Here is an 11,906-nt window from a genome sequence, read left to right as displayed (position 1 = left end):
TTTGATGGAACGAGCATGACTGAACCTACACAAACGACTGATTTTGGTTACCGGAAGGTGGCCAAAGATGAGAAAGCGCAGCTGGTTGCGGAAGTGTTTCACTCGGTAGCAGACAAATACGATCTGATGAACGACCTGATGTCGATGGGCATTCATCGTCTGTGGAAGCGTTTCACCATTGATTGCAGTGGTGTCCGTCGTGGCCATCGTGTGCTGGATCTGGGCGGTGGTACCGGGGATCTGGCCGCGAAATTCTCCCGCATGGTCGGTGAAGATGGTCAGATTGTGCTGGCAGACATCAACAATTCGATGCTGAAAGTCGGTCGCAGCAAGTTGCGGGATCGCGGAATTGTCGGCAACGTTGCCTATGTGCAGGCCAATGCCGAAGAACTGCCGTTCCCGGATGACTACTTTGACTGCATCACCATCAGTTTCTGTCTGCGTAACGTCACAGACAAAGACAAAGCGCTGCGCTCCATGTTCCGGGTACTGAAGCCGGGTGGCCGTTTGCTGGTGCTGGAATTCTCCAAACCCGTGATTGATCCGCTGTCGAAGCTCTACGATGCCTATTCGTTCCATATCCTGCCGCGTGTCGGCGAAATGGTGGTCGGCGATGCAGAAAGCTACCGTTATCTGGCGGAGTCCATCCGGATGCATCCGGATCAGCCGACGCTGGAAGGCATGATGCAGGACGCGGGATTCGAGCAAACCAGCTACCATAACATGACAGGCGGTATTGTCGCGCTGCATCGTGGTTACAAGTTCTGAGGTCCTGATGCCAGTTGATGCGCTTCTCACCGGTGTGGTGGAAACTGCCCTGAATACGCTGCTCAAAGACGACGAAGCCAGCCAGCGTCGGCTGACCCGTCTGCGAGGCAAAGTGATCAGTGTCCGGATTCATGAGCTGGGCAAACAATTTTATTTCATCTTCAGCCAGCAAATCGATGTGCTGGCGGTGTATGAAGGGGAAACCCAGTGTCGTTTGTCGCTCAGTCTGGCCGCATTGCCGGAACTGCGGGAGCAGGCGAACCTGACCCAGCTGATTAAAGCGGACAAGCTGGCTCTGGAAGGGGATATCCAGCTCGCCCAGCAATTTTCAGCGCTGCTCAGTGGCCTGAAGCCGGATGTGGCAGAGCGGTTATCCCGTTACACCGGCGATGTGGTTGCCCATACGGTGGTGAGCGGCGCCAAGCAAAAGCTGGCGGGTTTGCGTGATCATGCCCAGGCACGCCGTCGCGATTTAGGCGAAGTAATGACGGAAGAGTGGCGACTGGCACCGCCGGCGCTGGAAATCGCTCACTTTGCCGATCAGGTCGACGACGCGGCCTCGCAACTGGCGCGCCTTGAAGCCCGAATCAATCAGCTGGCAGATCGGCTGGCCCAACCAACTACAGCCTGAGCATCATGAGTCGTTTTTCAGAAATTAAGCGTCTGTATCAGATCACTGCCGTACAGCTCCGGTACGGGCTGGATGATTTACTGCCGGATGACCCGCGTACCCGGCTGCCCAAACTCATGCGGAAGAGCCTGTTCTGGGTGCGGAATCAGCATCCGGACAAATGTCTGGGTGAGCGGCTGCGTCTGGCGCTTCAGTCTCTCGGTCCGGTATGGATCAAATTTGGCCAGATGATGTCGACCCGGCGTGATCTGTTCCCGCCACATATCGCAGATCAACTGGCACTGTTACAGGATCGCGTGGCTCCGTTTGATGGTGCCTTAGCACGTCAGCAAATTGAGAAATCCCTTGGGGGCCGCTGGAACAGTGGTTCAGCGACTTCGATCAGACACCGCTCGCTTCGGCCTCCATTGCCCAGGTTCACACGGCGACCCTGAAAGCCAATGGCCGTGAAGTGGTCATTAAAGTCATTCGTCCGGATATTCTGCCGGTCATTCAGGCCGACATGAAACTCATGTACCGCATGGCCCGTCTGGTGGCTCGTTTTGTGCCTGAGGCCCGTCGCCTGCGTCCGGTAGAAGTGATCCGCGAATACGAAAAGACCCTGCTCGATGAGCTGGATCTGATGCGTGAAGCGGCTAATGCGATCCAGCTGCGCCGCAACTTTGATGGCAGCGACTCGCTCTATGTGCCTGAAGTTTTTACGGATTATTCGCACAGTAATCTTCTTGTCATGGAACGCATTTATGGTATTCAGGTTTCTGATGTTGAGGCCTTAAAAGCCAATGGCACGGACATGAAGTTACTGTCGGAAAAAGCGGTGAATGTCTTTTTTACCCAGGTCTTCCGCGACAGCTTTTTCCATGCCGACATGCATCCGGGAAACATTTTTGTGTCGCACAAAAATCCGGCAGATCCGCAGTGGATTGCACTGGATTTTGGCATTGTCGGGACGCTGAACCGGGAAGATAAACGCTATCTGGCTGAAAACCTGCTGGCATTTTTCCATCGCGATTACCGCAAGGTCGCCGAACTGCATGTGGATTCGGGCTGGGTACCGCACGATACCAATGTGGATGAGTTTGAATTTGCCATCCGCACCGTGTGTGAACCGATCTTTGAAAAGCCACTGGCAGATATTTCGTTTGGCCATGTGCTGCTGAATCTGTTTAATACCGCACGCCGTTTCAACATGGAAGTCCAGCCGCAGCTGGTGCTGTTGCAGAAAACCCTGCTCTATGTGGAAGGCTTGGGACGTCAGCTTTACCCGCAACTGGATCTCTGGGATACGGCCAAGCCGTTTTTAGAGGACTGGATGTCACGTCAGGTGGGGCCGCAGGCCATCATCGGTGCCGTACGGGAGAAAGCGCCGTTCTGGGCTGAAAAATTGCCAGAACTGCCGGAACTTCTTTATGACAGTTTGCGCCAGGGCAAGGTAATGAATCAGCGGATTGATAAGCTGTACGACAATTACATGTCCAGCCGCCGCCAGCAGGGCCAGGCAAGGTTTTGTTTTGGTGTCGGCGCGACCCTGATCATATGTTCTGCCATACTTTTGGATAGTCAGGTTAATCTTTATCCGGCCTTATCGGCTTCAGCTGGTGCTTTATTCTGGTTGATGGGCTGGCGTGCTTATACGAAATAACGGCGATGCTGCCTTGGGCAACATGGCTTTCTCAGGAATAAAAGGATAGGTAAACATGGGTGGAATCAGTATCTGGCAACTGCTAATTGTTGCTCTGATCATTGTGTTGTTGTTCGGAACCAAAAAGCTGCGCTCTATGGGTGGTGATTTGGGATCTGCCGTGAAAGGCTTCAAAAAAGCACTGAATGACGACGACGAGAAGAAAAATCAGGCCGATGCCGACTTCGAACAGAAGTCACTGGCTGATAAGAAGGACGCGGCTGAACCGCAGAAAGGCCCAAAAGATAAAGAGCAGGTTTAACACGTGTTTGATATCGGGTTCTGGGAACTGATTCTGATCGGGGTCGTCGGCTTGATTGTCCTCGGGCCGGAACGCTTGCCCGTGGCCATCCGTTCGGTGTCTCGCTGGGTCAATGCGGCCAGAAATATGGCGACGGCGGTGAAGACTGAGCTGTCACAGGAGCTGAAAATTCACGAGCTGCACCAGGATCTGAAAAAGGCCGAGCAGGCGGGGATGCAGGATCTGGCACCGGATTTACAAAAATCGGTGGAAGAACTCAGGGAAGCAGCTGCCTCGGTACAGCGGCCTTATGCGAAATCTGAGCCTGCCATTGAGCCTGAACATGCGGCGGATATTGAATCGCAGCAAGCGGACTCTCCTTTGAAGGATGCGGCAACGGAATCTAAGCCAGCCTCCTCATCGCAACAACAGGATAAATAACGCTTCATGTCGAGTGTGGAAGATACCCAGCCTTTATTCAGTCATCTGCTGGAACTGCGAAACCGACTGCTTCGTTCTGTATTGAGTGTGCTGGTGGTGTTTCTCTGTCTGGTGTGGTTTGCCAACGACATCTACAGTCTGCTGGCTGCGCCACTGGTGGAGCGGATGCCTGAAGGCACCAGCATGATAGCCACAGATGTGGCGTCGCCTTTTTTTACGCCAATTAAGTTGACGCTGGTCACTTCGGTGTTTCTGGCGGTGCCATTGATCCTGTATCAAATCTGGGCGTTTGTTGCCCCGGGTTTGTACAAGCATGAACGTCGCCTGGTTATGCCGCTGCTGTTTTCCAGTTCGCTGCTGTTTTACTGCGGTGTGGCTTTTGCCTATTTCGTGGTGTTTCCGCTGGTCTTCAGTTTCTTTACGAATATTGCCCCGGAAGGCGTACAGGTTGCGACGGACATCGCCAGTTATCTCGATTTTGTGCTGGCGTTGTTTCTGGCCTTCGGGATTGCTTTTGAAATCCCGGTCGCGATTATTCTGCTGTGCTGGACCGGTGCGACCGATCCGCAAAGCCTGCGCAAGAAACGGCCTTATATTATCGTGGCCGCCTTTGTGGCCGGGATGTTACTGACCCCGCCGGATATTATTTCGCAGACCTTGCTGGCTGTGCCCATGTGTCTGCTGTTTGAAGTCGGTTTGTTCTTTACCCGCTTCTATATCCGGGCGGAGACGGACGAACAGCACGATGATTAAACCGGTTCGAACCGACCAACAGCCGCCCAGTGCGGCTGTTTTTGTATGCGCAGTTGATGTGTCGGTTTTTATCCATGGAACCGCGCTGTGTACAATGGCGAAAAATTCAGGGGAATGAAATCAATGATCGATATTGGGGTAAACCTGACCAACAGTCGGTTTGATAAAGATCGGGACGCCGTGATTGACCGGGCCCGCGCGGCAGGCGTGCAGGCGCTGATTTTGACCGGCACCAGCGAACAGGAAAGCCGTGAGGCGCTGGCGATGGCGCATCAGTGGCCGGGGTATTGTTACAGTACCGCCGGCGTGCATCCGCACGATGCCAAGTCGGTGATTGACCTGACGCTGCCGCAGATTCGTGATCTGGCGGCCGATCCGGCTGTTGTCGCGATCGGGGAATGCGGCCTCGATTTTAACCGGGACTTTTCACCGCGTCCGCAGCAGGAAACCGTGTTTGAAGCGCAACTGGCGCTGGCAGCCGAACTGCAAAAACCGGTGTTCATGCATTGCCGGGATGCGCATGATCGATTCTTGGCGATTCTCAAACCCTGGCGCGACAAACTGCCCGCAGCCGTACTGCACTGTTTTACCGGCACCGAACAGGAGCTGAAAGGCTGTCTGGCGCTGGATCTGCACATCGGCATTACCGGCTGGGTGTGTGACGAACGCCGGGGCACCGAGTTGCGGGACATCGTGCATCTGATCCCGGATCAGCGCCTGATGCTGGAAACGGATTGCCCGTATCTGCTGCCCCGGGATCTACGGCCCAAGCCGAAGTCCAGCCGTAACGAACCGGCTTATCTGCCGCATATCGTCGGGGCTGTGGCTGCTTGTCGTCAGCAGTCTGTCGACGCGCTGGCAGCGGCGGTTTTCTCTACAACCCGGGCATTTTTTCAGATCGAACCAGCGTAAACTGCTGTTCGATGGTAAGATGAGCCGCAACTGTGACTGATTGCGGCGTTAATCTTCGGATCCCGCACAACCAACAAGGAGTGAGCAGTGTCTGTATCTATTCAGGGGGCATTTCCGGCCCGTCGTATGCGTCGTGCGCGCAAGCAAGACTTTTCCCGCCGTTTGACAGCTGAGCATCAGGTGTCAGTCAACGACCTGATTTATCCGATGTTTATTCTGCTGGGCAAGAACCGTCGTGAGCCGGTCGAGTCGATGCCTGGCGTGGAACGCCTGTCGATTGATCTGATGCTGCTGGAAGCTGAGTACCTGTCGAAGCTGGGTGTTCCGGCGATTGCATTGTTCCCAGTGGTCACGCAGGACTTCAAAAGCGTGTGTGCCGCGGAAGCCTATAATCCCGAAGGCATTGTGCAGCGCGCGGTGCGCCTGCTGAAAGAGCATGTGCCACAAATGGGTGTGATCACCGATATCGCATTGGACCCGTTCACCACGCACGGCCAGGACGGCATTATTGATGAACACGGTTATGTTCTGAATGATGAAACCACCGAAGTGCTGGTGAAACAGGCGCTGTCCCATGCGGAAGCCGGGGCGGATATCGTGGCCCCCTCCGATATGATGGACGGCCGGATTGGTGCGATTCGTACCGCGCTGGAAGAAGCGGGTTACATTCACACGCAAATCATGGCGTATTCAGCCAAGTATGCGTCGAATTATTATGGTCCGTTCCGCGATGCAGTCGGCTCTGCCGGAAATCTCAAAGGCGGTGACAAGAAAACCTATCAGATGGATCCGGCCAACAGCGATGAAGCGCTGCACGAAGTCGCAATGGATGTTCAGGAAGGTGCTGACATGGTGATGGTGAAGCCGGGCATGCCTTATCTGGACGTGGTCCGTCGGGTGAAAACCGAGCTGCAGGTGCCGACGTTTGCGTATCAGGTCTCCGGAGAATATGCGATGCACATGGCCGCGATTCAGAACGGTTGGCTGAAAGAAAAAGAAACCGTCATGGAATCCCTGTTGTGCTTTAAGCGCGCCGGTGCCGACGGGATCCTGACGTATTTTGCGAAATCTGTTGCCGAGTGGCTGGCAGAAGAAGCGGCAGAGCGTCAGGCGACATTGTCCGCGCAAAAATAAGCATCGGATATCACAGCAAAAAAGCGAGCGCGGGCTCGCTTTTTTTATGGGCTGTCATTCAGGGTTTCACGTTGCGGTTGATTGGGTTTTGCAGCGAAATCAGGGTCTCGGTGGATTGCACTTCATCAATGGCCTGTAGTTTGTCGATCAGCACATACTGCAGTTCTTCGATGGAGCGGCACATGAGTTTGACGAATATGTTATACGCACCTGTGGTGTAATACGCTTCAACCACTTCATCCAGTTCGTTCAGTTTGGCCAGCGCCGAGTGATAGTCCCGCGCGGCATTTAAATTAATGCCAATAAAGCAACAGACGTCATAACCCAGCAGCTTAGGGTTGATAATCACCTCAGTTCCAGTAATGATGTTTGCTGCGCGCATTTTTTCAACACGGACATGCACTGTGGCCGGGCTGACATTGAAGCGCTTTGCCATTTCGGCATAGGGGATCCGGGCATCATGCATCAGGGCATTTAAGATATCCCGGTCTAAATCATCCAGTCGGGGGAGCGGGGTCATGGCTTCTTTCCGTGGTAGTTCGCAACTCCTGCATCTTATACTGGCTTGGCGTCTGACGCACGGTTTAGGATGAGCGAATCACCGGACCACAGAATCAAGGATATCACTGTCACTTCATGCGTTTAGTACTCTTGCTGCTGGTACTTTTACTGCCCAGGCTGGCGCTGGCCGAGGCAAATGTGCTGGTGATTCATTCCTATCATCAGGGCATGCGCTGGACGGATGCCCAGCAGGCAGGCCTGAGTGATGCCGTGCGTGCCAGTCAGATCCATCTGCAGATAGACTACATGGACAGCAAGCGTTACCAGTCGCCCTGGTATATGCACCAACTGGTGGATCTCTATAAAGCCAAACTGGGGAATGAAAATTTTGATGCCATTGTCGTGACCGATGACAATGCACTCTGGCTGGTGAATCAACTGGCCGCCTATATTGGTGAGACACCGGTGCTGATGTCCGGGGTGAATCAATACCGACCCGAGAAGCATTCGAATCTGTCGCGGGTGGGCGGTATTTTCGAAGCCAATGATGTGTCGGCGAATATTAATCTGGTTCAGACCATTCAACCGGATGTTCAGCATTTCTACTTCATTTCAGACCATACCACCACGGGCCGGGAAATCTGGCAGGATACGCAGGATTATCTCAGCCAGCACCCGGAACTGTCTTACACCTTACTGAGTCCGCAGACTTTTACGGAGTTGTTCGACAGTGTCAGCCAGTTACCGCCGAAGTCAGCCATTGTTTTTCTGAGCTATTTTATTGATGGCAACGGCGCGTATTTATCCAGCCGTGAAGTGATGAAACACCTGAGCAACCGTGCCAATGCGCCGGTGTATGTTTCCTACCGTTTTCTGCTCGACAGTGGTGCGCTGGGAGGCGTGGTCAGCCGGGGCTACGATCAGGGGCTGATGCTGGGACAATTGCTCAAGCAGGTGCTGAGTGGTGCCGTATCGGAGTTTCCTGCATTTCTGACCAGTCCCCGTCAGGTGATGTTCAATTACCCGGCGCTCAAACGCTGGAAAGTTCAGGTGGATCAGGAACAGGTGCTCCTGGTGAATCAGCCGGTGAGCTGGCTTGAACGGTATTCTGGGCATGTGCGGCTGATCAGCATGGTGCTGGCGGCAATGCTGGTCGTCATCATACTGCTGATCGTGATCATTCGCCGGTTGCGGCGCAGTGAACGCAAACTGACGCAAAGCCGGACCCTGTTTGAAGGCGTGTTTGATCAGAGCTTTCAGTTTATTGCCATTCTGAATCAGGGCGGGCAACTGAAATCGGCCAACCTGGCGATGCAGGATCTGCTGGGCCGCTCGGTGATTAAATATGATTGCCCGTTCTGGGAATGGGGGTGCTGGGAGCGGTCCAGTACCCAGCAACTCAGACAGTCTTTTCTTTCAGCCAGTCATACGCTACTGGTCCGGTTCGAAACCGGGATCAACAGCAGTGAAGACGGTGTCCGGATTCTGGATATCTCAATTAAACCCCTGCCACAGACCGAAGGGGAAGAGTGCCAGCTGCTGCTGGAAGCCCGGGATGTGACGGCCCGTCATCATATGGAAGAAAAACTCCGGGAACGGGAAATCAGTTACCGATTGTTGTACGAACAGCAGCCCGTCATTTTACTGGCGATTAACCAGCATGGTCGGATCCAGTCAGTCAATCAGTTTGCCACTGAGCTTCTGGGCTACAGCAAACGTGAAATGCTGGGCCATAAAGTGACTGACTTCTATCTGGACGATGTGGAAATTCCGCAACATTTCATTTCGACCCACCAGGGCAAAGAAGAGCAAAGCGTCTGGCGGCGTCAGCTGCGTTATACCTGTGCCAGTGGCAAGGCTGTCTGGATTCGCGAAACCATTCGTTCGTCGTTATCCCAGCATCAGCTGTTGCTGGTGGGGGAAGACATCACCAGTACCCGGGAACTGGAAGCCAAGCTGGAATATCAGGCCAATCATGATTATCTGACCAATTTGTATAACCGCAGCTATTTTGAACGCCAGCTGGATATCTCGCTCAATGAAGCGCGGGAGAAAAGTGCCCGCCATGCAATGTTGTATCTGGATCTGGATCAGTTCAAAGTCATCAACGATACCGCCGGGCATGAAGCCGGAGACGAGGCACTGAAGCAGGTGGCCTGGCTGCTGCGGGGGATCATGCCGCACAAAGCAACGCTGGCCCGTTTAGGTGGAGATGAATTTGCCATTATTCTGAATCATTGCGAAGTGGAAGGTGCTTTGCGTCTGGGGGCCGAAGTTCTGCACTTGCTGGAAGAAAGTGAATTCTACTGGCAAAACACGCGCTTCAGCCTCAGTGCTTCCATTGGGATCCGGTTGATTGATGATACGGCGGGTTCGCCCCAGCAGGTCCATGCTCAGGCGGATACGGCCTGTTATGCCGCCAAAGATGAAGGCCGGAACCGGCTGCATCTCTACCGTCCGGATGATGAAGAACTGCAGCGACGGGAGCGGGAAATGGCTTATGTCAGTCATATCCGCCGGGCACTGGATGAGCAGCGATTCGAGCTGTATGCCCAGACGATTGCCCCGCTGGCTTCCCGGGCGAAGGGTCATCACTATGAAGTACTGCTGCGCATGCGCAGCAGTGACGGCGCGATGATCCCACCGGGGCTCTTTATGCCTGCGGCAGAGCGTTATAACCTGGCACACCTGATTGACCGCTACGTGGTGAATGCGGTGCTCGACTGGCTTGAATTGCATCCCGAAGCGGTCGCCCCGCTTCAGCTTTGCTCGGTCAATCTGTCCGGTCAGTCGATGGGTAACCCCGACTTTGTGGATTTCCTGCTCACCCGGATTGGTCGCTCCAGTATTCCGGCCAGCAAGTTGTGTCTGGAAATTACTGAAACGGCGGCCATTGGGAATATGAGTGAAGCCATTGAGCTGTTCACCCAGTTAAAATCCCTCGGATGCATGATTTCGCTGGATGATTTCGGTGCCGGGTTGTCGTCGTTTGGTTATCTGAAGCGGTTACCGGTCGATTTGATCAAGATTGACGGCATGTTTGTGCGTGATATCGCCGATGATGAGGTCGATATGGCGATGGTGACGGCCATCAATGATCTGGCGAAGAAGATGGGGAAACAAACCGTCGCCGAGTTTGTCGAAAACGATGCCATTCTCAGCCGGCTGGAGCAGTTGGGGGTTGATTATGCGCAGGGATACCGGTTCGGTAAACCGATGCCTTTACCTGCATTGGTTGCGCATCTGAATCAGACGACCGTAGACATCTGGTAACTGGCTCACGGCGCTGTTTTGTGGCCTTTTCAAAAAGTCATCCATTTCATGATGCCGATTGCTATAATCCGCCGCTGTGTTTGAATCTTCTCTGTCCGGCAGTGGCCGGGCGGAAGTCCTCTTGCGGAGAAAGCTGTGCGAATCACCTTCATTTGCGATCAACCTGAACGTCAGCCTGAACTGGATGCATTGGCTGCACGCTGGGGGCTGGAGTCTGATCCGGACGCTCTGTTTGCGCTGCAGCTGACACACGAACGGCTGGAGCTGCTCAAACGAGATGAGCCGAAGTTAGGGGCGGTGTATGTTGATCTGGCGGGTGGTGCTGCATCCCATCGCCGCAAGTTTGGCGGTGGACGCGGCCAGGCGATTGCGAAAGCTGTTGGTTTGAAAAGCGGTGCCATGCCCCGGGTGCTGGATGCAACAGCTGGTTTGGGCCGTGATGCTTTTGTACTGGCCTCACTGGGTTGTACCGTGCAAATGGTAGAGCGTCATCCTGTGGTTGCTGCGTTGCTGGAAGACGGATTGCGTCGTGCAAAGGCCGATGCCGAGATTGGCCATTGGGTCAGTGAGCGGATGACGCTGTTGCATGCCACCAGTCAGGATGCACTCGCACAGCTGGCTGATGATCCGGATTATCTCGCGCCAGACGTGGTCTATCTGGACCCGATGTTTCCCCACAAAAAGAAGTCGGCGCTGGTCAAAAAAGAAATGCGGGTTTTTCAGAGTCTGGTTGGTGCGGATACCGATGCTGATCTACTCTTGACACCGTCGCTGGCACTGGCGACCAAACGTGTGGTGGTGAAACGGCCGGACTACGCGCCCTGGCTGGATGGCCAGCAACCGTCCACGGTCATTGAAACCAAGAAAAACCGGTTTGATGTGTATGTCAAAGCGGCCATGAAATAGGGTCGCTTGCCATGTCATTGGCTGCCTTGAGGGAGAGGGAGTGATGTCGAAATCGTTATGTAAATACCGTCGCGCAGAGATTAGTGACAAAGCGACTGCGATCGGAGCGCTGGTCAGTCAGCCTCGATTCCTGTGCCGCAGTTGTGCTCGCGTTGCCAATACCAAAGGTGCCTTGTGTAAACCCATGGGTTTGCCGGGCGTAACGGTACAATCAAATCTTGCATCTCCGGCAGTGCCTGAGGTGGGTGAAAGCCTGGAAAGCGGAGCGGCGATGCGTCTGTCCTCCGGATGGCTGAGCATGTCTGTCAAAGTTCGCAAGCTGGATAAGAAACTGAGAAAGCTCTCGAAGAAAAAGCGCCAATACGAGAAGAAAATCGAGAAGTATCAGAAGAAGTCCGGCAAGTACCAGAAAAAGGCGGCGAAATATCAGAAGAAAGCTGACAAGGCACATCAGCGGTTCGATAAGCTGATTTATCAGGCCAGCGCCTGATATCTGCTTTGCACCTTTGGAAAACAAGAAAGCCTCCGAATGGAGGCTTTTTTACAGGGGATCAAATGATTCTCAGGATTCTTTGATCAGCACAGCAGTCAGCAGGCAAGTGATTACCGCAACAACAATGCCAGAAACAATTAACCAAGGGAGCATAGCCTTACTTCCATCTATT

The 11,906-nt window shown here is 53.9% G+C and carries 11 protein-coding genes and 1 pseudogene; 11 read left to right on the top strand and 1 reads right to left on the bottom strand.

Annotation, left to right across the window (positions count from 1 at the left end; translation table 11 throughout):
* Nucleotides 1-15 precede the first annotated feature (15 nt).
* The 8 genes and pseudogenes from ubiE to hemB all read left to right on the top strand — a co-directional run bounded on the left by ubiE (nt 16) and on the right by hemB (nt 6,561).
* A complete protein-coding gene (ubiE, locus tag KDD30_RS15585; RefSeq protein WP_211646647.1) occupies nt 16-768 on the top strand; it encodes a bifunctional demethylmenaquinone methyltransferase/2-methoxy-6-polyprenyl-1,4-benzoquinol methylase UbiE in 753 nt (250 codons plus the stop codon).
* Nucleotides 769-775: 7 nt separating this feature from the next.
* Entirely contained in the window at nt 776-1,399 is a 624-nt protein-coding gene (locus KDD30_RS15580) for an SCP2 domain-containing protein (RefSeq protein WP_211646646.1), read from the top strand.
* 5 nt (nt 1,400-1,404) lie between these two features.
* Nucleotides 1,405-3,041: pseudogene (gene ubiB, locus KDD30_RS15575) on the top strand (ubiquinone biosynthesis regulatory protein kinase UbiB).
* 55 nt (nt 3,042-3,096) lie between these two features.
* Complete coding sequence (gene tatA / locus KDD30_RS15570) at nt 3,097-3,342, top strand: Sec-independent protein translocase subunit TatA (protein WP_211646645.1); 246 nt, start codon at nt 3,097-3,099, stop codon at nt 3,340-3,342.
* A gap of 3 nt (nt 3,343-3,345) precedes the next feature.
* Entirely contained in the window at nt 3,346-3,762 is a 417-nt protein-coding gene (gene tatB / locus KDD30_RS15565) for a Sec-independent protein translocase protein TatB (RefSeq protein WP_211646644.1), read from the top strand.
* Nucleotides 3,763-3,768: 6 nt separating this feature from the next.
* Nucleotides 3,769-4,515 carry a Sec-independent protein translocase subunit TatC gene (tatC, locus tag KDD30_RS15560; RefSeq protein WP_211646643.1) on the top strand — a complete coding sequence of 249 codons (747 nt, stop codon included), beginning with the start codon at nt 3,769-3,771 and terminating at the stop codon, nt 4,513-4,515.
* 123 nt (nt 4,516-4,638) lie between these two features.
* Nucleotides 4,639-5,427, top strand: a complete 789-nt coding sequence (tatD, locus tag KDD30_RS15555; RefSeq protein WP_211646642.1) for a 3'-5' ssDNA/RNA exonuclease TatD — start codon at nt 4,639-4,641, stop codon at nt 5,425-5,427.
* A gap of 87 nt (nt 5,428-5,514) precedes the next feature.
* Nucleotides 5,515-6,561, top strand: coding sequence for a porphobilinogen synthase (hemB, locus tag KDD30_RS15550; protein ID WP_211646641.1), 1,047 nt, complete (start codon nt 5,515-5,517; stop codon nt 6,559-6,561).
* A 58-nt stretch (nt 6,562-6,619) separates the two neighbouring features.
* Here the strand turns inward: hemB and asnC are convergent, their stop codons facing one another.
* Nucleotides 6,620-7,081 (bottom strand): transcriptional regulator AsnC, encoded by a 462-nt coding sequence (gene asnC / locus KDD30_RS15545; RefSeq protein ID WP_027251479.1) that lies wholly within the window; start codon nt 7,079-7,081, stop codon nt 6,620-6,622.
* Between the two features lie 116 nt (nt 7,082-7,197).
* Here asnC and KDD30_RS15540 point away from each other — a divergent pair, with 116 nt between their 5' ends.
* From KDD30_RS15540 to KDD30_RS15530, 3 genes are all read left to right on the top strand, one after another.
* On the top strand, nt 7,198-10,335 hold the full coding sequence (locus KDD30_RS15540; RefSeq protein WP_211646640.1) for an ABC transporter substrate binding protein: 3,138 nt from the start codon (nt 7,198-7,200) through the stop codon (nt 10,333-10,335).
* Nucleotides 10,336-10,470: 135 nt separating this feature from the next.
* Entirely contained in the window at nt 10,471-11,241 is a 771-nt protein-coding gene (locus KDD30_RS15535) for a class I SAM-dependent methyltransferase (protein WP_211646639.1), read from the top strand.
* A 43-nt stretch (nt 11,242-11,284) separates the two neighbouring features.
* Nucleotides 11,285-11,731, top strand: a complete 447-nt coding sequence (locus KDD30_RS15530) for a hypothetical protein (RefSeq protein ID WP_211646638.1) — start codon at nt 11,285-11,287, stop codon at nt 11,729-11,731.
* Nucleotides 11,732-11,906: the final 175 nt, after the last annotated feature.

This window comes from Photobacterium sp. GJ3 (assembly GCF_018199995.1).
Taxonomy (GTDB): domain Bacteria; phylum Pseudomonadota; class Gammaproteobacteria; order Enterobacterales; family Vibrionaceae; genus Photobacterium.
The sequence above is the reverse complement of the archived record's forward strand: the minus strand, read 5'-3'. Positions and strand labels throughout refer to the sequence as shown.

Bases quoted from the DNA above. Each gene is read 5' to 3' on its own strand.
- KDD30_RS15580 (WP_211646646.1), top strand. From the start codon at position 776: ATGCCAGTTGATGCGCTTCTCACCGGTGTGGTGGAAACTGCCCTGAAT.
- ubiE (WP_211646647.1), top strand. From the start codon at position 16: ATGACTGAACCTACACAAACGACTGATTTTGGTTACCGGAAGGTGGCC.
- KDD30_RS15530 (WP_211646638.1), top strand. From the start codon at position 11,285: ATGTCGAAATCGTTATGTAAATACCGTCGCGCAGAGATTAGTGACAAA.
- tatA (WP_211646645.1), top strand. From the start codon at position 3,097: ATGGGTGGAATCAGTATCTGGCAACTGCTAATTGTTGCTCTGATCATT.
- KDD30_RS15540 (WP_211646640.1), top strand. From the start codon at position 7,198: ATGCGTTTAGTACTCTTGCTGCTGGTACTTTTACTGCCCAGGCTGGCG.
- tatC (WP_211646643.1), top strand. From the start codon at position 3,769: ATGTCGAGTGTGGAAGATACCCAGCCTTTATTCAGTCATCTGCTGGAA.
- asnC (WP_027251479.1), bottom strand. From the start codon at position 7,081: ATGACCCCGCTCCCCCGACTGGATGATTTAGACCGGGATATCTTAAAT.
- tatD (WP_211646642.1), top strand. From the start codon at position 4,639: ATGATCGATATTGGGGTAAACCTGACCAACAGTCGGTTTGATAAAGAT.